General features: G+C 66.7%; 25 protein-coding genes. 14 read left to right on the plus strand and 11 right to left on the minus strand.

Annotation, left to right across the window (positions count from 1 at the left end):
* From Q0Q48_RS27670 to Q0Q48_RS27695, 6 genes are all read right to left on the minus strand, one after another.
* Positions 1–512 (minus strand): FAD-dependent oxidoreductase (locus Q0Q48_RS27670; RefSeq protein WP_295145567.1); only part of this gene is annotated, 512 nt, incomplete at its 3' end.
* On the minus strand, positions 502–1,311 hold the full coding sequence (locus Q0Q48_RS27675) for an ABC transporter permease (RefSeq protein ID WP_295145569.1): 810 nt from the start codon (positions 1,309–1,311) through the stop codon (positions 502–504). The genes Q0Q48_RS27675 and Q0Q48_RS27670, both read right to left, overlap by 11 nt.
* Entirely contained in the window at positions 1,308–2,159 is an 852-nt protein-coding gene (locus tag Q0Q48_RS27680; protein WP_295145570.1) for an ABC transporter permease, read from the minus strand. Before Q0Q48_RS27680 ends, Q0Q48_RS27675 begins: the two co-directional genes overlap by 4 nt.
* Positions 2,156–3,082 carry an ABC transporter ATP-binding protein gene (locus tag Q0Q48_RS27685; protein ID WP_295145571.1) on the minus strand — a complete coding sequence of 309 codons (927 nt, stop codon included), beginning with the start codon at positions 3,080–3,082 and terminating at the stop codon, positions 2,156–2,158. The genes Q0Q48_RS27680 and Q0Q48_RS27685 overlap by 4 nt, the downstream gene beginning before the upstream one ends.
* On the minus strand, positions 3,083–3,709 hold the full coding sequence (locus Q0Q48_RS27690; protein ID WP_295145573.1) for a histidine phosphatase family protein: 627 nt from the start codon (positions 3,707–3,709) through the stop codon (positions 3,083–3,085).
* A gap of 18 nt (positions 3,710–3,727) precedes the next feature.
* Positions 3,728–4,765 carry an ABC transporter substrate-binding protein gene (locus Q0Q48_RS27695; RefSeq protein ID WP_295145574.1) on the minus strand — a complete coding sequence of 346 codons (1,038 nt, stop codon included), beginning with the start codon at positions 4,763–4,765 and terminating at the stop codon, positions 3,728–3,730.
* Between the two features lie 106 nt (positions 4,766–4,871).
* Between Q0Q48_RS27695 and Q0Q48_RS27700 the strand changes: the two genes are divergently transcribed.
* A complete protein-coding gene (locus tag Q0Q48_RS27700; RefSeq protein WP_295145575.1) occupies positions 4,872–5,786 on the plus strand; it encodes a LysR substrate-binding domain-containing protein in 915 nt (304 codons plus the stop codon).
* Here Q0Q48_RS27700 and Q0Q48_RS27705 read toward each other — a convergent pair.
* A complete protein-coding gene (locus tag Q0Q48_RS27705; protein WP_295145576.1) occupies positions 5,783–6,196 on the minus strand; it encodes a cupin domain-containing protein in 414 nt (137 codons plus the stop codon). The two genes, Q0Q48_RS27700 and Q0Q48_RS27705, sit on opposite strands and share 4 nt — an antisense overlap.
* Before the next feature lie 101 nt (positions 6,197–6,297).
* Between Q0Q48_RS27705 and Q0Q48_RS27710 the strand changes: the two genes are divergently transcribed.
* Positions 6,298–7,185: a LysR family transcriptional regulator gene (locus Q0Q48_RS27710; protein ID WP_295145578.1), complete on the plus strand. Its 888-nt coding sequence runs from the start codon at positions 6,298–6,300 to the stop codon at positions 7,183–7,185.
* Here the strand turns inward: Q0Q48_RS27710 and Q0Q48_RS27715 are convergent.
* Positions 7,174–8,091 carry an SAM-dependent methyltransferase gene (locus Q0Q48_RS27715; RefSeq protein ID WP_295145580.1) on the minus strand — a complete coding sequence of 306 codons (918 nt, stop codon included), beginning with the start codon at positions 8,089–8,091 and terminating at the stop codon, positions 7,174–7,176. The genes Q0Q48_RS27710 and Q0Q48_RS27715 overlap by 12 nt on opposite strands.
* A gap of 113 nt (positions 8,092–8,204) precedes the next feature.
* On the opposite strand from Q0Q48_RS27715, the gene Q0Q48_RS27720 reads away from it, so the two are divergent.
* Positions 8,205–8,786: a hypothetical protein gene (locus tag Q0Q48_RS27720; RefSeq protein WP_295145582.1), complete on the plus strand. Its 582-nt coding sequence runs from the start codon at positions 8,205–8,207 to the stop codon at positions 8,784–8,786.
* Between the two features lie 54 nt (positions 8,787–8,840).
* Here the strand turns inward: Q0Q48_RS27720 and Q0Q48_RS27725 are convergent, their stop codons facing one another.
* Both Q0Q48_RS27725 and Q0Q48_RS27730 read right to left on the minus strand, forming a co-directional pair.
* Entirely contained in the window at positions 8,841–11,009 is a 2,169-nt protein-coding gene (locus tag Q0Q48_RS27725; protein ID WP_295145584.1) for a serine/threonine-protein kinase, read from the minus strand.
* 64 nt (positions 11,010–11,073) lie between these two features.
* Complete coding sequence (locus Q0Q48_RS27730; protein ID WP_295145585.1) at positions 11,074–12,879, minus strand: serine/threonine-protein kinase; 1,806 nt, start codon at positions 12,877–12,879, stop codon at positions 11,074–11,076.
* Between the two features lie 88 nt (positions 12,880–12,967).
* On the opposite strand from Q0Q48_RS27730, the gene Q0Q48_RS27735 reads away from it, so the two are divergent.
* Genes Q0Q48_RS27735 through Q0Q48_RS27745 form a run of 3 tightly spaced genes read left to right on the plus strand, consistent with a single transcriptional unit; the run spans position 12,968 to position 15,775 of the window.
* Entirely contained in the window at positions 12,968–13,114 is a 147-nt protein-coding gene (locus tag Q0Q48_RS27735; protein ID WP_295145587.1) for a hypothetical protein, read from the plus strand.
* 48 nt (positions 13,115–13,162) lie between these two features.
* Complete coding sequence (locus Q0Q48_RS27740) at positions 13,163–15,505, plus strand: xanthine dehydrogenase family protein molybdopterin-binding subunit (protein ID WP_295145589.1); 2,343 nt, start codon at positions 13,163–13,165, stop codon at positions 15,503–15,505.
* Positions 15,506–15,511: 6 nt separating this feature from the next.
* Entirely contained in the window at positions 15,512–15,775 is a 264-nt protein-coding gene (locus Q0Q48_RS27745) for a hypothetical protein (RefSeq protein ID WP_295145591.1), read from the plus strand.
* Positions 15,776–15,781: 6 nt separating this feature from the next.
* On the opposite strand, the gene Q0Q48_RS27750 is transcribed toward Q0Q48_RS27745, so the two are convergent.
* Entirely contained in the window at positions 15,782–16,129 is a 348-nt protein-coding gene (locus Q0Q48_RS27750; RefSeq protein ID WP_295145593.1) for a hypothetical protein, read from the minus strand.
* A 233-nt stretch (positions 16,130–16,362) separates the two neighbouring features.
* Between Q0Q48_RS27750 and Q0Q48_RS27755 the strand changes: the two genes are divergently transcribed.
* The 8 genes from Q0Q48_RS27755 (at position 16,363) to grrA (ending at position 24,475) form a co-directional block, all read left to right on the plus strand.
* The gene (locus Q0Q48_RS27755) at positions 16,363–17,229 is read left to right on the plus strand and encodes a hypothetical protein (RefSeq protein ID WP_295145594.1); all 867 of its coding nucleotides are present in this window, start codon (positions 16,363–16,365) and stop codon (positions 17,227–17,229) included.
* 11 nt (positions 17,230–17,240) lie between these two features.
* Positions 17,241–18,350 (plus strand): hypothetical protein, encoded by a 1,110-nt coding sequence (locus Q0Q48_RS27760; protein ID WP_295145596.1) that lies wholly within the window; start codon positions 17,241–17,243, stop codon positions 18,348–18,350.
* A gap of 79 nt (positions 18,351–18,429) precedes the next feature.
* Positions 18,430–18,912: an SRPBCC family protein gene (locus Q0Q48_RS27765; protein ID WP_295145598.1), complete on the plus strand. Its 483-nt coding sequence runs from the start codon at positions 18,430–18,432 to the stop codon at positions 18,910–18,912.
* A gap of 375 nt (positions 18,913–19,287) precedes the next feature.
* Positions 19,288–20,166 carry an FkbM family methyltransferase gene (locus Q0Q48_RS27770; RefSeq protein ID WP_295145600.1) on the plus strand — a complete coding sequence of 293 codons (879 nt, stop codon included), beginning with the start codon at positions 19,288–19,290 and terminating at the stop codon, positions 20,164–20,166.
* Positions 20,167–20,586: 420 nt separating this feature from the next.
* Positions 20,587–21,681 carry a tetratricopeptide repeat protein gene (locus Q0Q48_RS27775; RefSeq protein ID WP_295145602.1) on the plus strand — a complete coding sequence of 365 codons (1,095 nt, stop codon included), beginning with the start codon at positions 20,587–20,589 and terminating at the stop codon, positions 21,679–21,681.
* Between the two features lie 319 nt (positions 21,682–22,000).
* The gene (gene grrM, locus Q0Q48_RS27780; protein WP_295145604.1) at positions 22,001–23,242 is read left to right on the plus strand and encodes a cyclophane-forming radical SAM/SPASM peptide maturase GrrM/OscB; all 1,242 of its coding nucleotides are present in this window, start codon (positions 22,001–22,003) and stop codon (positions 23,240–23,242) included.
* Positions 23,243–23,256: 14 nt separating this feature from the next.
* A complete protein-coding gene (locus Q0Q48_RS27785; RefSeq protein WP_295145606.1) occupies positions 23,257–24,006 on the plus strand; it encodes a hypothetical protein in 750 nt (249 codons plus the stop codon).
* A gap of 82 nt (positions 24,007–24,088) precedes the next feature.
* The gene (grrA, locus tag Q0Q48_RS27790) at positions 24,089–24,475 is read left to right on the plus strand and encodes a GrrA/OscA1 family cyclophane-containing rSAM-modified RiPP (RefSeq protein WP_295145607.1); all 387 of its coding nucleotides are present in this window, start codon (positions 24,089–24,091) and stop codon (positions 24,473–24,475) included.
* The last annotated feature ends 221 nt before the right edge of the window (positions 24,476–24,696 follow it).

Consider the following 24,696-nt stretch of genomic DNA (forward strand, 5'->3'; position numbering starts at 1 on the left):
GTGCGGAACAGGCGCAGCGAATTCACGTGCCCGTCCAGTTCGCAGAAGCTGCCGCCCACAACCTCCGGACCGATGTCGGGCAGCATCGCCTTGACCTGGTCATGCGTCAGGATCTGGGTCTTGTAGTCGACGATGCCGGGCTGGGCGTGCAGGCGCCTCAGGACGTTGGCGCGCGCCTCCAGCTCCTTGTCCGACAGGCAGAGATGGAAGCCGCCGGGCCGCTGGAACGAGACGTCGAGGCCGGTCTCCTGCTTCAGCAGATCCGAGAAACCCTGCCAGGCGTTGGACGAGCGGATCGTCCAGCCGGCGTAGGGGGCAAGGCCGAGCCCCTTACTCTGCACCCAGACCAGCGCGAAGTTGCCGCGGCTCGCCCGCACCGCACGGTCGCCTTCGTCGAGCACGACGACGCGGCAGCCCTCGCGCGACAGGCCCCAGGCCGTGGCGACGCCGACCAGCCCGCCGCCCACAACCGCAACGTCGAATTCATCAGTGGCCCTTGCTTCAGCGGCCATGCCCGGCGCTCCTTCCAATGAGCAGGCGTTCCAATCCGAAAGCGCGATCGAGCACCAGCAGCGCCAGGACGGTGATCGCGATCACGCAGGCCGACACCGAGGTCACCAGCGGATCGATATTGTCCTGGATGTAGAGGAACATGCGGACCGGCAGCGTCTCCGTGCCCGGTGCCGCGATGAACACCGTCATCGTCACCTCGTCGAACGAATTGATAAAAGCCAGCGCCCAGCCGCTCACCAGCCCGGGCAGGACCAGCGGCAGGGTGATGCGCCGCAGCACCACGCTCTCGCTGGCGCCGAGCGACACGGCGGCATGCTCGATCGAGCGGTCGAGGCCGACCGCGGAGGCCAGCGTCAGCCGCAGCGCAAAGGGCAGCACGACCACGATGTGTGAGAGGACGAGCCCCGCGAAGGTGCCACCCAGGCCGATCTGTGTGAAGAAACGCAGGAAGGCAATGCCGAGCACGAGATGCGGGATCATCAGCGGCGACATGAACAGCGCCGTCAACGCCTCGCGCCCGGGGAAGCGATAGCGCGCGATGGCCAGCGCCGCCGGAACGGAGATGCCGACCGCGATCGCCGAGGAGATCGTGCCCAGCCACAGGCTGCGCCAGAAGGCCGAGATGAACTCCGGATACTGCGCGATGGCATAGAACCAGCGCAGCGACCAGCGGTCGGTGGGGAACGACAGGTAGCCCTCGGGCGTGAAGGCTACGAAGCAGACGACGAGGATTGGCGCCAGCATGAAGGTGACGAACAGCGCGTGGTAGGCGAGCGCGATGGGTCCGTTGCGGCTCATGCGAAGACCTGCGCATAGCGGCGCTCGACCAATCGGTTGGCTCCCCAGACGATGGCGACCAGCGCCAGCAGCAGCAGCACCGCCACCGCGGCGCCCAGCGGCCAGTTGAGCGTGTTCAGGAACTCGTCGTAGGCCAGGGTCGAGGCGACCTTGAGCCGCCGCCCGCCGATGATCGCCGGGGTGGCGAAGGCGCTGGCCGCAAGCGCAAAGACGATCACCGCACCGGAGAGAATGCCGGGCATGACCTGCGGCAGCACGATGCGGCGCAGCACGGTGAAGGGTCCCGCCCCCAGCGCCACCGCCGCATTCTCGACCTGCGGGTCGAGCCGCTGCAGCGACGCCCAGACCGCCAGCACCATGTAGGGCATCAGCACGTGCGCCAGGGCAATCACGACGCCGGTCTCGGTGAACATGAAGGGCAGCGGCGCCGAGATCAGTCCCAGCCCCATCAGTGCCTTGTTCACGAGGCCCGAGTTGCCGCCGAACAGCAACGCCCAGCCCAGCGTGCGGGCGACCACCGAGATCAGCAGCGGACCCAGGATCACCAGCAGGAAGAGCCCGCGCCACGGGCTGCGCATGCGATTGAGGATGTAAGCTTCCGGCGCGCCGAACACCGCGGCCAGCAGGGTGACGAAGAAGGCGATGCGGAAGGTGCGCGCGAACATTTCGTGGAAGTACGAATCACTAAGCACTTCCTGCCAGTTCTTCAGGATGAAGACCGGTTCGATGCCCTTGTACTGCCCCCAGTCGTGGAACGAGAGCAGGACTGTCATGCCGAGCGGCACGATCACCACGCCGGCGAACAGGACCAGCGCCGGCACGCACAGGAGATAGGGTGCCGCCTTCACGCGCGGCCTTCCCAGGTGAGATTCACGGCATCGCCCTCGCCTGGCATAGCCTCGCCGCTGTTCTGGCGGATCACCGTGACGAGGCCGGACGCGGTATCGACCTGGTAGAGCCAGTGATTGCCCTGGAAGATGCGGGTGCGAACCGTGCCGGCAAGGCCGGAGGCGCCAAAGGAGATGCGCTCGGGCCGCACGCTATTGCCATCCACCAGGTTGGTCTTGCCGAGGAAGTTGGCGACGAAGGGCGTGGCCGGCCGTTCGTAGGCCTCGTGCGGCGGGCCGATCTGCTCGGCCTTGCCCTGGTTCATCACCACGATGCGGTCCGACAGCGCCATCGCCTCGGCCTGGTCATGCGTCACCAGTATGGTCGTGGTGCCGACCGTGCGCTGGATCTGGCGCAGCTCGATCTGCATGCCCTCCCGGAGCTTGGCATCGAGGTTGGACAGCGGCTCGTCCAGCAGCAGGATCTGCGGCCGAATGACCAGCGCGCGCGCCAGGGCGACACGCTGCTGTTGCCCGCCCGACATCTGGCGCGGAAAGCGCGACGCGAAGGCACCAAGCCCCACGAGTTCCAGCGTCTCGGCCACGCGCGTCTTGCGCTCGGCGGCGGCGACGCCCTGCATCTCCAGCCCGAAGCCGACATTCTCGGCCACTGTCATGTGCGGAAACAGCGCATAGCTCTGGAAGACGATGCCCAGGCCACGCTTGGCGGGCTTGATCGCCAGCAGGTCCCGGCCGCCCAGTCGGATCGCGCCCGAGGTCGGTTCGACGAAGCCCGCGATCATCTGGAGCGTCGTGGTCTTGCCGCAGCCCGACGGGCCCAGCAGCGCCACGAACTCGCCCTTCTCGACGCTCAGCGTCAATCCGTCGACGGCATTGTGCGCACCGAACGTCTTGGTGAGCTTCTCCAGTTCGAGGAACGCCATCTAGTCCGCACCTTGGGATACGATCCGCGCCGCAGTATCGCGATGCAGCCGGTAGAAGGCGTCCTGCGGCTGATCCATGTCGAGGATCTCGGCCTCAGGCGCGCGCAGGAAGAGGCCACGCAACACCCGCCCGATGCCGCCGTGCGCGAACACGGCGACCGGCCGTTCGATCGCGAGGGCTGCGATATCGTCGAGCGCCGCCCGCGCACGCGCCGCGGCCATGATGTAGTTCTCGCCGCCCGGCGGCTCGTATCTCCAGCGATCGCGCCGCCGGGCCGCCATCGCCCCGGGCCAGCGGGCCTCGATCTCCGGTCCGGTAAGCCCGTCCCATTCGCCCCAGCTCATTTCGCGCAGGCGATCATCGAAGCACAGGTCGTCGTGCATCAGACCCGCCTCTTCGGCCGCCAGCGCCAGCGTCTCGCGCACGCGACCGAGCGGGCTTGCCCGCACGGCCACGTCATCGGGGATATGCCCCGCGTCTCGCAGCTCATTCGCCAGCGCCCGTCCCATGGCACGGGCCTGCCGCCGTCCTTCTTCTGTCAGCGGCGAATCGAGGAAGCCCTGGGCCCGCTTCTCGGCATTCCACACAGTCTCGCCGTGACGAAAGACGTAGATGGGATGGTGCACGACCGTTCCTTCAGGCGATCAGCGCTCGACCTCGCGGTTCCAGCGCTTGGTCCAGTCGTCGCGCGAGGCGTTGATGGCGTCCCAGTCCGGCGCGATGATCAGCTTCGCACGCTCGCCGACCGGCGCCATCTTCAGCTCCGGCATGTTGACGTCGACCTTGGTGTTGACCGGGCCGTTGCCCATTTCCTTGGCCATGCCGGTCTGGACCGGCGCCGACACCAGGAGCTTGATCATCTCGTGGGCCAGCGGATTGACCGAGGCTTTGGCGACCGGGCATGCCGAGGCGAGCAGGATCGGTGCGCCTTCCTTGGGATAGATGAAATCGACCGGGAAGCCGGTGTTGGCGAAGGCCTGGACGCGGCCGGTGCCCCAGACGGCGATGTTGGCCTGACCCGACTGGAAGAGCTCGGTCATCTTGCCCGGCGAGGGCTCGTAGACCAGCACGTTCGGGTTGACGTCGGCCTTCATCACCTTGAAGCCCGGCTCGATGTTCTTCTCGCCGCCGCCATTCATGCGCGCGAACATCATGAGCGTGTAGAGGCCGTAGGTATTGTTGATCGGCGGGATGACCAGCTGCTTCTTGAACTTCGGATCCTTCAGGTCGTTCCACGAAGTCGGGATCGGCCAGCCCTTCTCCTTGAAGACCTTGGTGTTGATCATGAAGCCGGTGCCGGTCTGGCCGACCGCGACGGCCTTGTCGTCCTTGAACAGCGCCGCCGGATAGAGCTCGCTCTTGTCCAGACCCTGGATCGGCGCGCAGTAACCGAGCTTGATCGCCTGATACATGACGCCGTCGTCCATGATGGCGACGTCGATCACCTGGTTGCCCTTCTGGGCCTGCAGCTTGGCCAGCGTGTCGGTGGAGTTGCCGGCAACGTACTCGACCTTCACCCCGTGCTTCTTCTCGAACTCGGGGAAGACCTCTTTCCGCAGGTGGCTATCCCACACGCCGCCATAGGCCGCGACGGTGAGCGTCTTCTGTTGTGCCTCCGCGGGCAGCACGCCCGCCAAAAGAGCCAAAGCGGCGATTGCGCCGAAGCCTGCCAAACGGGTCATTGCCCCCTCCGTTCGTGAGTTCCCCGGCATCAGTGTTTTATATCCAGGCGCGCGGCGTCAAATCCATTGTGTCGCCAAGGTCTATGCCGGAATGTTATGAAGCGTCATGCGCAGGCTGAATCCGCGCCAGATCGAAGCCTTCCGCGCCGTGGTACTGACCGGCGGCGTGAGCATGGCCGCGAACCTGATCAACGTCACCCAGCCTGCCGTCAGCCGGATGATCCGCGACCTGCAGCGGCAGCTCGGCCTCACCCTCTTCGAACGCCGCGGCACGGGCCTGGTGCCGACCAGCGAGGCGCTGTCCCTCTATGCCGAGGTGGAGCGGGCATTCGTAGGACTGGATCGCATTGCCCAGATGGCCACCGAGTTGCGCACGCGGCGGGCCGGCTTTCTGCGGATCGCCGCGCTGCCCGCGCTGGCCAACGGTTTCCTGCCGCGGTTCGCGGGAAGCTATCTGGTCGAACGGCCCAAGCTCGATCTCGTCCTCTCCGGCCTGGTGTCGCATGCCGTGGTCACCGCCGTCGCCCAGGGCCAGAGCGATGTGGGCTTTGCAGAAGGCTCGATCGAGCACGCCGCCGTGCGGCTCGAGCGCATGCCGCCGGCCCCCTACATGGCGGTCCTGCCGCAAAATCACCCGCTCGCCCGCAAGAAGCGGTTGCGGCCGTCCGACTTCGAGGGAGAGAGCTTCATATCGCTGGGCCATTCCTCGCTGTCGCGCTTCCGCATCGACCGCATCTTCGCCGAACATGGCGTCCGGCGCGTCATGCGTATCGAGACGCCGCTGTCGGAAATCGCCTGCTCGCTTGCCGGCTCGGGGGCGGGCGTGACGCTGTGCGATCCCTTCACCGCAACCGAATACGCGACCCGCGGTATCGTCGTGCGTCCTTTCGAACCGCGCATCCACTTCGAATTTGCCGCCCTCTATGCCGCGCAAGGCACCCCGCCGCCGGTGGCGCGCGAATTCATCGACAGCTTCCGCGCGCACATCACGGCCTTCCTGCGCCCCCTGCTTCGGCGCTAGCCGAACCGCACACCGTACTCGCCGGCAATCGCCGCGATTTGCGGCGGCGCGAGGGGATGTCCCGCCTCCCGGGCGGCGCGGTCGAAGTGACGAAACATCTCGGCCGCCTGCAAGCCGGGCGTGGCGACGACGAGCAACCGTACCGTCGATGTCGTATCGTTGCGGAACCCGTGAAGATCGCCGCGTCTGAAGGTGGCGCTGGCGCCGGCCTGGACCTTGCTCTCGCCCGTCTCGCCGATCAGCGTCAGCTCGCCCTCCACGATGAACAGCATCTCGTCGTCGGCATCGTGGCGATGGGGCGGCACGAAGTAGCCCGGCGGAATCGGGTGATCGGCGACGAAGGCCGCCACGGTGCCGCCATCTGCCTCGACAATCATCGGCGCGCCCAGAACATCCAGTATCTCGCTCATCATTTCCTCCAGTGTCTCGTCCGCGCAGCAATAGGCCTGCGCCGACCGCAACGGCAGACGGTGGTTCTGGACAGATTGTTCGGCAGGACGAACAATGGCGCATGGAAGCCTTCGCCGGCATAGAGGCCTTCGCTCGTGTGGTGGAGACCGGCAGTTTCACCGCGGCCGCCCAGGCGCTGCACAGTGCCAAGTCGTCGGTCAGCGAGACGGTGCGGACGCTCGAGGAACGCATGGGCGTGCGCCTGCTCGATCGAACGACGCGCCGTGTTCGTCCCACCGAGGCCGGGGCCGCCTTCTACCGTCACTGCCGGCGGCTGCTTGACGATCTGGCGCAGGCGCGCAGCGAGGCACAGGCTACCCACAAGGAACCCGCCGGAAGGCTTCGCATCGCCGCCCCGGACGGATTCGCCGAGCGCTACATCGTGCCCGGCCTGCCCGCCTTCCTCGCTGCATATCCGACCATCGAGATCGAACTGATTGCCGGAAGCGAGGCGCAGCGCCTCGTCGACGAAGGCATCGACCTCGCCATCCGCATCGCGGAGAAGCCCGAGCCCAGCCTCGTCGTACGCCGCATCGCCACGTCGCGCGTCGTGATCGTCGCCACCCCGGGTTATCTCGCCCAGCATGGCACGCCCCGCAAACCGCGCGACATTGTCGGCCACCGGCTGATCGGCTTCGCCCCGCTCGCCTGGCGCGACACCTGGCGCATCGGGACGGAGACTATTGCGGTCCAGCCGCGTCTTCTCGTCAACAACTCCGAGTCGTTGCGCGCGGCAGCGCTTTCGGGGCTAGGTCTCGCCGCGATTCCGGAGTGGCTAATCGCCGATGCCCTGGCGGCCGGCCTTGTCTCCCGAGTCCTGCCAAGCGAGGAAACTCCGTTGGGCGGCATCTATGCCGTCTACCCGACCAACCGTCTCCTCACGCCGAAGATCCGCGCCTTCGTCGACCACACCGTGCGTGACCTGCGCAGCCGGGGACTATCCCGTTAGCGGATCCGACAGCACGAACGTGAGTTCGTGCTTGTTGTTGTGAAGGTGCAGGACCGTGGCGCCCGGGAGGCCCGCAAAGGCTCTGGCGGTTTCGTGATCGGTCTCGCCCTGGAACTTGATCGTGCAGACGAAGTTCTTCACCAGGCCGCTTGCCCGCCAGCGTTCGACCAGCCGGAACAGGCGCGCTGGGTAGCAGATGACGTCCGAGAATAGCCAGTCGACAGGCCCGATGCTGGCCGGCTCAAGGGCGAACGCGCTTTCGCCGCGCCATTCGACACCCGGCATCGCCGCAACCCTGGGATCGAGCGGTGCCTTGTCGATGGCAACGACCTGCGCACCCAGCTTCGCCAACACCCAGGTCCAGCCGCCCGGGCAGGCGCCGAGGTCGAGGCAGCGCTCGCCGGGCTGCGGCCAGCGGCGCAATCGCACCAGCGCCTCCCACAATTTCAGGTAGGCGCGGCTCGGCGGCCCGACCTTGTCCTCGATCAGCTGGACCTCGCCGTTGGCGAAGGGCGAGCTGCACGATGCCGCCGCCAGCATCCGGTCGGGCCCGAGCAGGGTCCATGATCCGAGCGGCGCGGTCGGCGCGGCAGCCGGAAAGACCACCGGCTTGGCCGAGACGTGCGGCAGCCTTTCCTGGATGAGCGCCGCACGACGATGGTGGAGCGGCGCGTACATCGCCCAGTTGCGCTGGATGTCGCGCAGCGTCTTCGCCGCCGTGCCGATCGACGCCACGGGCAGCTCGACGCACCCGCGCCAGACATTGGCCGCCCAGGCGGCATCATGCGCGGGCGCATCGGACAGGAGCAGTCGGCCATGCTCGGTGCGGATCGGAACACCGGCGAGCGCCAGTTCCTCGCGCAACTGGTTGTCGAAGCCGTCGGCGGCAAGATAGGCCGTGGTCACGCGGTCGGGTCGCTGCAGAGATTGAACATAATCAATCTCAATGTAACAGGCCGGCCATGGAAAATCCGGCAAACCTCATGTTAGCGTCATTCGACAACGGAGGAGAGAAAGTCATGTTCACCAAACGGTTTCTGATCGCCGCGGCGCTCGCCGGTTCGATTGCGACCGCCGGCGCCGCGTTCGCGCAGAGCCAGCCGATCGTCGGCATCTCGACGGTCACCACCTATTCGGTCGACGCGACAATCAGCGCCATCGATCCCGCCAAGCGCACCGTGACCTTCACGGGCCCGGCCGGCCGCTCGGTGACCGCCAATGTCGGCCCCGGCGTCAAGATGGATACCAGCAAGGTCGGCGACGCCGTGTCGGCCTCGTTCGAGAACAAGCTCACCTTCGTGCTGTCCGGCCCGAACGCGTCGACGCCGCGCGACCGCGACCTGAGCGTCACCGCCGCAGCCTCTTCCGGCAACCGCGCCGCCGGCGCCATGGCCGACCAGACCGTCGCGAACTGGTGGGTCACGGGCGTCAATCCCTCGGCCGGCACGATCTCGGTCGTGAACCCGAACGGCGGCGAGGTCCAGACGTACTCCGCAGCCACGCCTGAGGGCCGTGCGCAGCTCCCGCGCGTCAAGACCGGCGACAAGCTCACGGCCATCGACACGTCGGTGCTGGTCGTCGCGATCTCGCCGAAGAAGTAACGACGAGCTGGACGGCGCCGGCCCGCACCGGCGGGCGCCGTCTGCCGCTCGGGATCAACCACCGCGCCGGTTCAACGTCCCTTGCACCCTGAGCCCGGCGCCGCGCAGGTCGAGCGTCAGTCGATCGCCCGTCAAGCGGCCGCTGGCGCTGAGGGCGAGCGCGGAGCAGGTCGCATTTGCCGGAAGGCGCACCTCTCCGCTGACGTCTCCCCCAGCTGATATGGCGAGGGCAATCGCCGCCGGGCCGCAGGTCGGACTGGAGATCCGGCCAGACAACCGATCGCCAGCAACCTCGAGCTCCGCCGTAAGGACGCGGGACAACCCCCCAGGATCCACCGCCGACAGCGAACCACCGTAGGAGCCGCCCTGCCTGCCCGTGACTGACGAGGCCGCAGGGGCCTGTCGCAACGGCGAGGCCGGAACGCCAAGCACCAGGGTGGCCGAACCACCGCCCACCACACCGCCGAAGGTCAGCCGCAGCTGGCCGTTCGCGGCCTGCCCCTGGACCGACAACGGAAATCGCGAGCATGAGGCATCGACGGACTGTGCGTCCCCCGTGATCGCGCCGGATGACGAAATCCGAATCGACACGGGCGTGGCGCCACAGCTCGGGCTGGTCATCGTGCCATTGCCGCTGCCATTCGCGACGCGCAGGGAAATCGAATAGGCAGGACTCGCTTGAAAGGCCACCGGGCCCGAGGGCGTGAAGAATCCCCCGTAGAGACCGTCGAACGGCCCTGGTGCAGGCGCGGCGGCGGGTACGGTGGACGCGCCGGCAGCGGTACGCGCCCGGAGCTCGTCCTCGCCTTTCTTCCTCTCGTCATCGGCCCTGCGCTGAAGCGCCTGGAATTGCGGCGCTGTGAGAAACCCGGTCACCGGCTGGCCCTGGGCCTTTTGCCAGGCTGCAATCATCTCACGCGAACGCGGACCGAACGTGCCATCGCTGCCCCGCGTGTCGAAGCCCGAAGCCGTCAACGCGATCTGCACCTTCTGTCGCTCGGCCGATCCGAGACGCAAGGCGGCTTCCGCCGCCTCCGCTGCCTTGCGCTCGTCAGGTTCCGTCCTCGGCTCCGCCGCGGCCGCCTGCACCGTCGGAGCCGTCGCCTGTCGATCGACAGACGCGCGCTGGTCCTCGACCGCGGGCCCGCCGCCACCCCGCGCCGTCCAGGCGAAATAGCCACCGGCCGCCAGCAGGACGGCGACCGCTGCCGCGAGCCCGCGTCCCCACCCCCTGCTCCTGTCCTGCCGTGGGACCGGTTCGACCGGCGGCGCCGCCACCTCGATGGGCCGGAGCGGGCGGGACACTACCGTCACATCGTCATTGCCCGCCGAAGTCTGGCCAAGAAGCGCCCGCCAGCCGGGGATTGTTTGCGGACGATCGCCTGCTTTCACGGCGAGCCCCGCGTCGAGCCCGAGCAGTAGGCCGCGCCGGAAGCCGGGCGGCCGCAGCAGCACCAGGGGCTGGAAGGGGTCCTCCGCCATGCGGTCGAAAACGTTGGGCGGCGGCCTGCCGGTGATGGCGTGATAAAGTGTAGCCGATAGCGCGTAGATGTCGGTCCAGGGCCCCTGACGCGCCGACGTCAACTGCTCGGCGGCGGCGTAGCCTGGTGTGAAAACCGCCGTCAGCGTCGATGTGCGATCCGCAATCGCCGCACGCGATGCGCCGAAGTCGATCAACGTCGGATCGCCCTCCGCATCGAGAAGGATGTTCGCGGGCTTGATGTCACGATGCAGGAAGCCGGTCGCATGGACGCGGGTAAGACCGTCGAGCAGCGGCCATAGCAGGCGATCGATTGCCGCCGGTGGGAGCGGCCCGGTTCGCTTTAGCCGTTGCTCGAGCGTCTCGCCGTGGACGAGCTCCATGACGATGTAGGCAGTCCCGTTGACCTCGAGGAAGTCATAGACCCGGACGATCGCCGGCGACTTCTGCAACCCGGCCAGCGTGCGCCCCTCCTCGACGAAACGCATGCGGCCCCAGGTGAAATCATCGGCCTCGCGCGGCGAGCGCGGCAGGACCGTCGCACCATCCTGGCGAACGGCAAGGGCTGGCGGCAGATACTCCTTGACCGCGACTTCGCGGCCAAGCTGGCTGTCGCGTGCGCGATAGGTGATGCCGAAACCGCCGTGACCGAGAACGCCCAGCACCTCGTACCGGCCGATCGTCTGCCCCGGCGGGAGCGCCACGAAATCGGCTCCCGGCATGGTATTTCGGGGAGCGTCCATGTCCGGGACTATGCGCCTTTGCAGCCCCCGAGACGAGCCTGCAGACGGTCAGCGCCCTGTAACGTCAGCCGCCACGCCGGCCGAGACTGCCGCGCATCGTTCCAACCTTCGTCCGCAATTCCAGTACAACCCGTTCACCGCTCGCCCTGCCGGTCGCCGTGAAATCGCCCATTGAACAGTCCTGGCTCTCGTAGATGCGGCCACGGCCCGCGATATCGCCGTTGGACGCAACGGTCAGCGAGACGGCGGAGACGCCGCAACCCGGCTGCGTGACGCGGCCGATCAGCTGGCTCCCGGCAATGCTCAGTTCCGCCGTCACGACGCCCGGCAACTCGGCGAAGCCGGTGGTCGACATGCCGCCGCCATAGACGCCGTCATAGGCGCCGGCCTGTCTCGGGGCAGGTGACATCGAATTGTGCGGCCGGGCAGCGGATGAAGCGACCGGAGGCGCCTCCCGCAGGAGTGCCGGGACCTGCGCCGCAGTCAGGTAGCCGGTTGTCGCGTGCCCCCTGGCCTTCTGCCAGGCCGCGATCATCTCACGCGAACGCTCGCCGAAGGTCCCATCGGAGCCGCGCGTATCGTAACCCAGCGACGTGAGGACGGCTTGGATACGCTGGCGGTCGGCCGCAATGAGTTGCAGCGCCTCCTCGCCCTCACGCGCGGCAACGGTCGGATCGGTCTCGGGGAGCGGCGCGGACGTCGAGGAAGCGGCCTCGCTCGACCGCACCTGCTCCCGCTGATGCGGCGAGGTCGAAATGTAATATCCGCTCACCAACGCCAGCAGAGCGATCGCCACGATGCCGACTGAGATCTGCTTCCAACGCGAGCGAGACTGCGGCGCGATGGCGAGCACGGACGGCGGACTGGGCGGAGTCGGCGGAGTGGGTGGAGAGGGCGGCGTCGGAGGTGGCGGCGGCATCACCATCGTCGCATTCGAATCAACCGTCGTACCGCCCAGCAAAGCGCGCCAGGCGGCGACACTTTGCGGTCGTTCTTCGAGGCGCACCGCCAACCCGGCATCGATACCGGCGAGGAGTTGCGCCGGGAAGCCGGCCAACTGCTGGCTTGCGAGAGGCGCATAGGTATCGTCGAGTAGTCGGTCGAAGGCACTGGGCGGCGCCCTGCCGGTGATCGCATGGTGGAGCGTCGCCGCCAGCCCGTAGATGTCGGTCCACGGCCCCTGCTTGCCGGTGGCGAACTGCTCAGGAGCGGCATAGCCCGGGGTGAAGATCGCCGTCATGGTTGAAGAGCGACCGGCAATGGCAAGGCGCGCCGCTCCGAAATCGATCAGCGTCGGAAGCCCTGCCTCATTGACCAGGATATTTCCGGGCTTGATGTCACGATGGAGATAGCCCGACTCGTGCACCTGCTGCAGTCCATCCAGAAGCGGCGGCAGGAATCGGTCGATCTCGTGCGGCGTCAGCGTCCCCCTCGCCTTGACCCGCTCCTCCAGCGTATCGCCGCGCACCAGTTCCATCACCATGTAGGAGGTGCCGTTGGCCTCCACGAAGTCGAAGACCTTCACGATGGAAGGAGCCTCGTGAAGCGTGGCCAAAGTCCGGCCCTCCGCCACGAAGCGCTCCCGGCCCCAGGAGAAATCCTCGGCGACCTCCGTGGAACGCGGCAGGACGGAGGCGCCGTCCTGCCGGATTGCCAGCGCAGGCGGCAGGTATTCCTTCAGGGCGACGTCGCGGGCGAGCCGGGTATCACGGACCCGGTAAGTGATGCCAAACCCTCCCTGCCCAAGCACCTCCAGGACCTCGTAGCGGCCGACCACACACCCGGGGGCCAGCGCCACATAGTCGACCGGGGTCGCGGAATCGACCGGAGCGGCAGGCTTCTCGCCCGTTTCGTCGTCCTTGATGTGCATGTCACTCCTGCCCCGCCGAGCAACGCCCCGCGGGCAATGGCGTTCCCCATCTGCCGGCCCGAGGAATTGCGGCATAGCGAGGTCTCCCGTGGCACCGACTTTCAAGGTCCTCGACGAAGAGCCCACTCCGGCTCTCCATGAATCGGAAATTCGCGTTCCGACGGCAGGAACGTGGCTGGCCCTCGGCGCCGGCGTCCTCGTCGTCGTGGCCGGCTTCATCTGGACGATCCTGTAGCGAGACCACACTCGGCGGGCTAACCTCCGGACAACACGGAGGAATTTCATGGCGAAGTTCGGCATTGGTCAGTCGGTCCGCAGGGTCGAGGATCCCCGCCTCCTAACCGGTGGCGGTCGCTACACGGACGACACGAAACTCTCGGCCCCGGCCGCGCGAGCCTATGTGCTGCGCTCCCCGCACGCCCATGCGGACATCAAGGGGATCGACACGTCCGCCGCGAAAAAGGCTCCGGGAGTCCTCCTCGTCCTTACCGGCGAGGACGTGAAGGCCGCCGGCTACGGCGACCTCCCGTGCCTCGTCCCCGTCACCAACCGGGACGGCACGCCCCGGGCCGAGACGCCCCGGCCCATGCTGGCCCAGGGCCGCGTTCGCCACGTCGGCGATCCGGTGGCGCTGGTGGTCGCCGAGACGCTGGAACAGGCCAAGGACGCGGCCGAACTGATCGAGGTCGACTACGAGGCCCGCCCTCACACGGTCGGCACCTTCGAATCGGCTCAGCCCGGCGCCCCGCTGGTCCACGACCATATCAAGGGCAACCTCGTCTTCGACTGGGAGATGGGCGACCGCGCGCGTACCGAAGCGGCTTTTGCCAAGGCCGATCGCGTCGTGAAGCTCGAGATCGTCAACAATCGCCTGGTCGTGAACTCGATGGAGCCGCGCGGCGCCATCTGCGAATACGATCCCGCCGACGACCGTTCGACCCTTTGGGTGTCCTCGCAGGGCGTCAGCGTCATCCGTCCCGTGGTCGCCGACATGATTCTGAAGATCGGCCAGCCCAAGCTGCGCGTGCGCACCGGCGACGTGGGCGGCGGCTTCGGCATGAAGATCTTCGTCCATCCGGAATATCCGCTGGTCGTGTGGGCGAGCCGCGCGCTGAAGCGCACGGTGAAGTGGATTCCCGATCGCCAGGAAGCGTTTCTGTCCGACGTGCAGGGCCGCGACCATGTCTCGCTGGCCGAGATGGCGCTCGACAAGGATTGCAAGTTCCTGGGGTTGCGGGTCACGACGCATGCCGCGCTCGGTGCCTACCTCAGCCATTTCGGCGCCTTCATCCCGACCATGGCCGGCAGCGGCATGCTGGCCGGCCTCTACCAGACACCCGCGATCTACGTGAACGTGAAGGGGGTGATGACCAACACCGTGCCGACCGATGCCTATCGCGGCGCCGGCCGGCCCGAGGCCGCCTATCTCCTCGAACGCTTCGTCGATCATATCGGCCGCGAGACCGGACTGGGGCCGGTCGAGATCCGAAAGCGCAACCTCGTGAAGCCCAGCCAGATCCCGTGGTACACGGCGCTGGGCGACACCTTCGACTCCGGCGACTTCGACAACGTCATGCTGAAAGGGATGGAGAAGGCCGACTGGAAAGGCTTCCCGGCCCGCCGCGCCGCCTCGCTGGCCAGGGGCAAGTGGCGCGGCATCGGCATGTCGACTTATGTCGAGAAGTGCTCGGGCGGCGCGCCCGAGAGTGCCATTGCCAAGTTCAACGAGGACGACACGATCACGGTCTATGTCGGCGTCCAGACCAACGGCCAGGGCCATGAGACGGCCTTCACGCAGATCATGTCGGCGCGGCTCGGAGTCGATGCCGACCGCATCCGCATCGTGCAGGGCGATTCGGACTTCACGCCCGAGGGCATGACCGGCGGCAGCCGCTCAATCCCCGTCGCGGGCGCGGCCGTGCTGGGCGTGAGCGACAACATCATCGAGAAGGGCAAGCTGGTCGCCGCCTCGGCGATGGAAGCGGCGGTAGGCGACATCGAATATGCCGACGCGACCTTCCGGATCGTCGGCACCGACCGGACGATGAGCCTGTTCGACGTCGCGCGCGCCGCCCGCGATCCCAAGCATGCGCCCGAGGGAAGCACGACCGGCCTCGACGACGCCTTCACGCGCACGCCGCAGGCCGCGACTTTTCCCAACGGATGTCACATCTGCGAACTGGAGATCGATCCCGACACCGGTACGCTGGAAATCCTCAACTACTCGATCATGGACGATTTCGGCACGGCGCTTAATCCGCTGCTGCTGCAGGGCCAGGTCCATGGCGGGGTCGGACAAGGTGTCGGCCAGGCGCTGACCGAGAAGACGATCTACGACCCCGACTCCGGCCAGCTCATGAGCGGTTCGTTCATGGACTATGCCCTGCCGCGTGCCGACGTGGTGCCGCACGTGAAATTCGACATGCACAACAGCCTGTGCACGACCAATCCGCTGGGCGTGAAGGGCGCGGGCGAGGCAGGCGCCATCGGTGCACCGCCCTCGGTCATAAACGCCATCGTGGATGCGATCCATCCGCACACCGGCCTGAAGCATATCGACATGCCGGTCACGGCAGCGTCTTTGTGGGCGGCCATCGACGCCCATCGAACCAGGAAAGCAGCGTAAAGAGTCATGACCGACAAGCCGAGCGATCCCACCCTCGCCACCGCCCTCGCCGACTCGGTGAAGGCGATCGATGCCGACTACACCGAGGAAATGCGCGAGCTGCGCGCCCTCTTCGAAGAAGCGCGCCTCGAGGCGGAGAAGGACGAGCCGAGTGACGTCAAGCTCAAGGCGCTGCTCAAGGATGCCAATGAAATGGCACGGACCTTCGCCACCCTGGATCCCGCCTGGGGCGCTGTCCAAAGGGTCGCGCGCATGTTCGGTATTCTCTGAAGGGAATCAGTTCGCCGCGCGGCGACGACGCTCGAGGGCGCGGCGAATGCTCCGAACGACCTTGTCGTCGAGATAGAAGGCGCGCTCGCTGCGATAGCACTCGTAGCGGGCGATCTCGATGGCTCCCACGGCGGCAGCCAGCCGGTCGGCGTCGCTCTTGCGCTCGAATGCGCAATGGATCGCCGGGCCGCATTCGTCTTCGATCGTGCGCACCGAATAATACCCGAGAGGAGAAAATGTGACGATCAGGTCATGGAGTGCCCGCGCCGTCTCCACGATCGGTTGACCACCATCGTCGGCCTGCCCGAGAACGAGATAAGGACTTATGTCCTCCAACGTCGTGCTGTCGCTCATGAGAGGTCAACGAAGTGTGCACTGCAATAGTTGCGTGCGTCGCATCGCTCATTGGCGAAGCAACCAATTGCGCCCCAAGGCGTTGCTGTAGGTGCACGAACTGAGCCGCGGATGTACCGGTGAGTTCGTAAGGCCCGCCCGGCGCAGTCGGTGCGGGTCTTTTGCATGGTTGGCGCGACATTGGGATATCTATCGTCTATGAGTTGGGCTTCTTTTCAGCTGCGGAGTCCTGATTGTCTCGCTCTCTCTTCGGTTCGGGTTTCGTCGCCGTCCTCGTGATGTGCGCTTTCCCCGCCGCCTCGCAGGACACCGTCACTGTCGGCGGCGCGAAGAAGCGGGCATTTGGAACCCCGACGGCCTTCCAGAACGGCGACACGGCCTGCTTCATCACCTTGAAGGATGACCGAGGCGTCGCATTCGACGAGCCCGCAGACTTCAATCTCTGCGCGATGGAAAAGTCGCTCAAGGGCAAACGCCTGGCATTGACCTACAAGACCGCCCGGGTCCCTGCAGCCTCCTGTCAGGGCAATCCCGACTGCAAGAAGAGCGACACCATCGTCGTGATCGCATCCGCGAAGCCTGCGCCGCTTCCCCCACCGGCTGCTGCCACCCCAACGCCGGCCAAGAGCGCACAGACCTCTTTCTGTTCGCCGGGCGAAACGATCGTCTTCTCGTGCCGCACCAGCCCGACCAAGCTTGTGTCGGTCTGCGCCTCGAAGGATGCCGCCCCAAACAAGGGTTACCTGCAGTACCGGACCGGCAGGCCCGACTCGAGCGAACCACTGGACCTCACCCTGCCGGCTGCCCAGGTGCCACCGCCCCAAGCAGCCAGCGGCGAAACGCTCGCCTTCTCGGGTGGCGGGGCGGCATGGCTGCGTGTCTCGGCCAGGAACAACATCGCCTTCGTCGTCTTTACCGGGATCGGTAATTGGGGGCCGAAGGGAGAGACGCGCGAGAAAGCCGGCGTCACCGTCGAGCGTGACGGCAAGGCCGTTGCCAACCTCAGCTGCACTGGCAAGCCGATCAGCCTGCTTGGCCCCGATTGGTTCGCGAAGGCCGGCATTACGCCCAAGGGCCAGGATTTCGACCTCCCCGACTGAATCGAATGGCCATGTCGCTCGCCCTGAAGATCGTCACCGTCGCCCTTTCGCTCTTGCTGTCGTCGATGGCCGGAGCCCGCGCACAGGAACCCTGGCGCGCCTATGAAGGGCTCGAGGCGATCGAGATTCCCTTCGCCAACGGCCCCGTCTCTCCGCATCATGTGCCGACGATCTGGCTCGGGCTGAACGGCGCAAAGCCACGCTGGTTCGGCATGGATACGGGCTCGACGGGCATCGTCGTCTCAGCCGAGCACTTCATCCCTGGCCCCCGTGACGTCTCGCAGGGGCCCGGCCGGCTGGTCTACAACAGCAGCGGCCGTGTCCTGACGGGCGAGCACTGGATGACGGACGTCGTGATCCGCCGTGACGAGCATACGCCGGTCGCCACCGCGCGCGTGCAGGTGCTGAGGGTCGACCGAATCACCTGCCTCGAACATGCCCGCGACTGCCGGCCTGAACCCGAGCCGCGCAATGTTGCCTTCATGGGCATCGGCTTCGATCGCGGTGCGGCGCAGGCAACGGCGGACAATCCCTCGCCAAAGAACCCGTTCGTCAGCCTCGTATCGCTGACCTCCGGGCGGCCGGTAAGCTCCGTGCGCGCGGGCTACGTCATCACCCGCACCGCCGTGCATCTCGGCATGACGCCCGCCCTCACCCGCCACATGGCCTTCGTCAAGCTCACACCGAAGGCGCACTCCCCCGGCGTGCCGGACTGGAATGGCGCGCCCATGACCGTCTCGGTCGACGGCGTCTCCGGGCAGGGCACGATGCTGATGGATACCGGCATCAACTACATGTTCCTCTCCCCGCCCTCCGGCACGCGCCTGCAGCGCGGCCGGCGGGCACCCGAGGGCACGCGAATCGAGATCTTCATGCCCGATCGCCTTCGTCCGCAGCCCGCCTTCTACGAGTTCGCGGTCGGACGGCGCGGCAACCCGCTTCATCCCGAGCGGGTCGAGGTGGTTCACGACGCTACGGTCTTCGTGAACACCGGCCGCATGTTCCTGGAAGGGTTCGACTATCTCTATGACGCGACTGGCGGCTACGTCGGTTACGGCTGGAACAACCGGGTCAGCCACGAGCATGGCGGCGTCACCCCGGGTGTCTACGGCGCGCCATAGAACAAAATCTCGACCTTCTGTCGGGAAGCGGCGGGGCCGTTCGTCCTTGGGACGAAACGACCTCACCATGGAGCCCGAAATGACCGTCACGCCGACCGGCACCCCTGAAAGCGATCGCGAACTCGTCCTCACCCGTCTGATCGACGCCCCCCGTGAAAAGCTCTATCGCTGCTGGACGGAGCCGGCGCTGATGAAGCAGTGGTTTGCCCCCAAGCCCTACGAGACGCCGGTCGTCGAGACGGATGTGCGGCCCGGCGGCTCCAGTCTGATCGTGATGCGCGGCCCCGACGGGCAGGACATGCCGAACCGCGGCATCTACCTCGAGATCGTGCCGAACGAGCGGCTGGTCTTTACCGACGCCTTCACCGAGGCATGGCAGCCCTCAGCCAAGCCGTTCATGACGGTGATCCTCACCTTCGAGAAGCAGGGTGACAAAACGCTCTACACGGCGCGCGTCCGCCACTGGACGGTTGAGGATCGTGAGGCCCATGAGAAGATGGGCTTCCACGTGGGCTGGGGCATCTGCACCGACCAGCTTGCCGCGCTGGCGGCTACTCTCTGACGTCCAAGCAACGCCGGGCGTCCTCCCGGGTTGTTTCAAATACCCATCAGGAGGACGCCATGGTCAGCAAAATCCTTACTGCGTTTATAGCTTGCGCCGTGATGGCCGGGACGGTGCACGCTCAATCGGGATCTGGCGCCAGCGATGCCGGCACGCCAACATCGCCGGCCCCGGTCGGCACTTCGCCGACCGTTCCGCAGCCTGCGCCCTCGACGCCGTCGAGCGGTTCGAGCGTCAATCCACCCCCCGCGCCGTCGACACCGGGTGCGCCCAGCGCGGGGCAACCCGGCGTCGGCTCGGATACAACGCGGCAGGCACCACCCGCCAGCATCCGCTGAATGCGCAGCGTCGCGCAAACGCGCTATATAGCGCGGCATGATTCAGCCGCTGCACAGGGCCATCATCGGAACGATCCGGCGCCTTCCGCTCCCGGCCGCCCGGTTCGGGTTCCGCGCCTACAACAAGGCGCTGCGCACGCTCAGGCCCGAACATCTCGCCACGACCTACTTCGGCGCGCGCATCCATTGCAATCCGCTCGACCTGATCCAGCGCATGATCCTCCACTTCGGCGTATGGGAACCGGATGTTTCGCGGGTTATCGAGCAGAACCTCGCACCGGGCGACGTGTTCGTCGATATCGGCGCCAACATCGGCTACGACACGCTGCTCGCCTCGTCTCGCGTCGGCTCTGCGGGCCGGGTCGTCGCGATCGAGGCGTCGCCGCGCACCTTCGCGCTCATGAATCGCAACCTCGCGGCCAACACCTTTTCGTCCAACGTACGTGCGGTCAACGCCGCGGTCTCCGATCTGCCCTGCACGCTGGACCTCTACGAGGTCAATGCGGCCAATATTGGTGCCGCGACCACGCTGGCCTCACGCGGCGGCACTCTCATCGCCTCGGTCGAAGCCTTGCCGCTCGAGCAGATACTGACGCCGGATGAACGCTCGCGGCTACGCCTCATCAAGATGGATGTCGAGGGTGCCGAGCCGCCGATCCTGCGCCACCTGCTGGAGCGTCTCTCGACCTATCCGGCGACGATGGACATCGTGGTCGAGGCGACTCCCGATGACGATCCGGCAGCGTGGCGGGACGTCTTCGACCGGATGCGCGCCGCCGGCTTCACCGCCTGGGCGATCGAGAACGACTACGAACTCGAATGGTACCTGCGCTGGCGCCGCCCGTCGGCGTTGCAGCGTGTCGACACCTTGCCGACGCGCCAGCAGGACCTGCTGTTTACGCGGCGCCTGTGCTGATCCGCGCTCACCATCCCCGGCTCCCATGACGCACGCGAGGACGGCCTGAACGAGGGAGTGTCATGCTCCTGATGTTGACGCAGCAGAGTGGGCAAAGGCATTTGCCCGGTCACAGCTTTGCCCTTCGCGCCTTGCAACGAGCCCAGACCGCGGTCGTTTTCACCCCCAGGACAACTGGTCGGGACACTTCAATAGTCGAGGGTGCGCAAGGTGTTGACGAGAAGCCGGGGCTGGAGAGCGTTGGGGGCTGCGGTCGGAACGACGGCGCTGCTGGTGATCGGCGCGGAACTGGCGCCGGCCCGAGACGCCCCCCAGGAGGCTGCCCTCGCACCTCCCGCTCCACTTTGCGCAGATCGCGCCGACATTCCCCCCGCCTCACGCGTCGTTGCCTGCACCCTGACTATCGACGGGAAGAACCTGATGGGCTCCGAACTAGCTGCAGCCCACCTAATCCGGGGCCAGGCCTACCGCGCCATCGGCGATCAGGCACGCGCGTCGGCTGACTTCAGTACTGCGATTGCGCTGCTCGACGAGTCGAGCCGGACAGCCCCGCTCAAGTCGAGCCAGTTTCTCCAGCGCGGCATCGCGCATCATGCCCTCCAGGATATCGAGCGCGCGCTGTCGGACTATGACGAGGCGATCCGCCTCGACACCGGCAACGCCCTCGCGCATGTCGACCGCGGTGTCCTGCTCGCCACACGCAAGGCCGACATGCGCAGGGCGATCGCAGCCTTCGACCGAGCCCTCGCCCTCGTTCCGGACAACGCTGAGACCCTGATCCTTCGCGGCAACGCCTACACTTCGGTTGGCGAACATGGCCGCGCGTTGGCCGATCTGGATCGCGCCGCGGGCCTCACTCCTGGCAATCCCCGCGCCTTCATGGTGCGAGGGCTCGTGAACGCGCGACTGGGTGACATGCCCCGAGCCTTCGCCGACTACAATAGGGCGCTGTCGATCGATCCCAACTACGTCGACGCACTCGTAAATCGCGCCGCGATCTATTCGATGCAGGGCAGCACTGAGAAGGCACTGGCCGACCTCGACCGGGCTGTAGGGTTGCAGCCGAACCATGCGCTGGCCCATTACAATCGCGGTTACGCCCACTTCGCCCGCCAGGACTATGAACGGGCCATCGCGGACTATACCCGCGCCATCGAGACAGATGCCCGGATGAGTTGGGCCTTCAACAATCGCTGCCTCACCCGCATCATTGTCGGTCGCGATCTCGCCGACGCCCTGTCGGACTGCGACGAGGCGCTGAAGCTGCAACCCGACAACGTCGAGACCCGGGAAACCCGGGGGTTCGCCTTCCTGAAGCTCGGAGAGAAGGCGATCGCGCTGCGCGAGTACGACGCCGCGCTCCGCATCGATCCGGACCGTCCCGTCGCCCTCTATGGGCGCGGTCTGGTCCGTATTGCGATGGGGGACGTCGGCAACGGCGAGTCCGACAAGGCAGCCGCACGCGCCCTGCTACCGACTGTCGACCGCCAGTTCGCGCCTTACGGGCTGAATTGAGTAGGCCTCGTCCCTTCAACTTCAGCGTCCGCCCGGAATGGCGCTTCGATGCCCCTGGGAACCCATAAAACAGAAAGCCCCGCCGCCATTTCAGGCGCGGGGCCAGGTCGACTGCGCGGTTCGTCCGCTATCGGTCACCATTACATCCGTGGCTCACCTCGGCGGGTGCCTCGCGATCAGTCGACCGCTACTGCACGACTGATGTGGGCCGCCGGACTCGAATTTCAAGGGCCGAGCCTTCAGGCTTCGCTGAATTGTCGCTTTTGGTTTGCGAACGGATCGCAGCACGGCCTACCTTATCGGCCTTCAGGGAGCGCCCATGGCCCAGGATCGTCGTTCGTTGCACACGCACACTCAATTGATGCCGTCGGGCGCGGGCACGCCCGAAATCGGCATGGTGGTGGTGCAACCCACGGCGTTCTGCAACATCGCCTGCACCTACTGTTATCTCCCTGACCGCTCGAACAAGCACGTCATCGCCCAATCGACGGTGACGCGGCTGTTCGAACAGATCTTCGCGTCGGGCTGGTCCTGCCCCGAGATCACCGTGATCTGGCACGCCGGCGAGCCGCTGGTGGTGCCCGTCTCCTTCTACCGCGAGGCCTTCGCGGCCATCGAGCGGATGCGGCCGGCAACGGTCGAGGTGAAGCACTCCTTCCAGACCAACGGCACGCTGATCGATGCCGAGTGGTGCGACCTCTTCAAGGAATGGGGCGTCGGCGTCGGAGTGAGCCTCGACGGGCCGCGAGAGCTGCACGATCTCCACCGCAAGAGCCGCAGCGGCAAGGGCACGTTCGACAAGACCATCGCCGGCATCCGGTGCCTGCGCGAAAACAACGTGGATTTCCACGTGATCTCGGTGCTCTCGCACACCAGCCTCGACCGGCCGGAAGAACTGCTCGACTTCTACCTCTCCGAAGGCATCGACCAGATCTGCTTCAACGTCGAGGAGTCGGAGGGAGAACACGTCTCGAGCCTTTTTCACGGCCCCGAGTTGCGGAAGCGCTATGCCGCCTTCCTGCGCAGCTTCTGGCATCTCGCCCGCCAGAGCGGCCGCGTCCGCTTCGTCCGCGAGATCGACCTCGCGCTGCCGCGCATGTTCCGCCCCGAGGGCGTGCCGGCACGCAACATCCAGGTCGAGCCGTTGGCGATGCTGAACGTCGACAGTCATGGCAACGTCTCGAGCTTCTCGCCCGAACTGCTGGGGCTGAAGAACGAGGATTATCGCGACTTTCTCCTGGGCAACATCAACTTCCAGTCCCTCCAGGAAATCCGCGACATCTGCCTCGCGTCGCCGCTCTACCGCGACATCACCGCGGGCGTTAAGGCCTGCAGCCGATCCTGCGACTATTTCTCGGTGTGCGGCGGCGGGGCGCCCATCAACAAGCTGTTCGAGAACGGCAGCTTCACCGGCACCGAAACCTCGTATTGCACGCTGACCCAGATGGTCCCGACGGATCTGATTCTCGAAGCCTACGACCGCCTCGCGCACAGCCCCGCCCTGCCGGCGTCGCAAGCCGCCCTCACCCTTTCGTCCGTCCAGAGCGGCGACGCCGCATAGCTGTCGAAGAAATCATGAACCGTACGAAGCTTTTCGCCCTCGCCACGCTAATGGCTGCGGGCCCGATGCTGGCGGCTGCCCAGGCGAACGCCCAGCAGCGCCCGGCACAAGGGGCGCCGGCGCCCCAGCAGCAGGCCGCGCCGTCGACGCCGAAGGATGCCGGCCCGCCACCGGGCGGCGGTGCTCCCGGCCCCGAGGGCACTCGCCCCTTCCCGGTCATGTTCGTCACCAGCGTCGAGCTCATCCGCTCCCCCCGTGACGGCGGCATGGACATCGTCCGCGCCCGCGGCCTCGTCACCTCGAGCGCCTGGGGCGAGCCGCACCTCCTGCCGATCACCCGCGGCGAGGGTATCGACGGCATGCTCGACCTCATCTTCCAGGCCAGCGCGCCCACCGACATGGCCCCGCTCGGACCCTTCATGCAGGTCGAGGCCATCCTGCCGATCGCCCATGGCCATCCCTACAAGGGCATCCGCGTCCGCTCGGGCTACAATGCCGTGTCGCTGAAGACCCTGCCGGGCTTCGCCGAGGTCGCCCCGCCAAAGGAGGACTGCGCCAAATGCCTGGGCAAGTACTTCCAGGCCAAGGGCGCCGCCGCGCCCGCCGGCCAGGCTGCCGGCAACGTCGTGAAGGAAGAGGACCTGCCTTATCCGCTGCGCATCATCCGCCCGGCCGACGGCATCCCGAGCTACGACTACGAGCCCAACCGCCTGACTCTGGTCCTCTCCGAGGCCGGACAGATCGTCGACGCCGCCTGGGACTGACGTTTCGCAGACATTCATCGAAGTTTCGATTGCCACTTTCCGCGACCCTGTGCAGGTTTGCGGTCCTCCTGGGGAGATCAAGATGTCACAAGATCGACGTTCGCTTCGCGCACTGGCGCAGCTCCTGCCATCGGGAGCCTTCGGCCTTTCCGTCGGCCTGGCCGCCGCCGATGCGTCCGCCACCGCAACGCCGGCGCCGGAACGGAAGGCCAGTGCGTCAGTCGCAGATCGCCTGCAATTGCTCCGTACCGATGTGTCCAGCGCCCTCGAACAGTATCGCAAGGATGGCGAGCCCTTCGTCGCCATCGATCCTGAGCAGACGCTCGCCTGGTGGGGCAACGGCTGGCACCGCGGCTGGGGCTGGCGTAATGGCGGCTGGGGCAACGGCTGGCATAACGGCGGCTGGGGTAACGGTGGCTGGGGTAATGGCTGGCACAATGGCTGGGGCAACGGCTGGCACAACTGGTGATCCGCCCTTTCGCACCAGTCGGTCCGACCGTCGTCCGCGCTCAGAATATCCGGAGTGGCGAAAGCGCCGCACAGTCTTCGAGGATGCCATGACCCGCAAGAAGCTCTTCGCCCTCGTCTCCCTCGTTGCCGCCGGCACGATGCTGGGCGGCGTCACCGCCGGTGCGCAGCAGCAGGCCGCGCCGTCGACGCCGAAGGATGCCGGCCCGCCACCGGGCGGCG

It is taken from the genome of uncultured Reyranella sp. (genome assembly GCF_945957355.1).
GTDB lineage: Bacteria > Pseudomonadota > Alphaproteobacteria > Reyranellales > Reyranellaceae > Reyranella.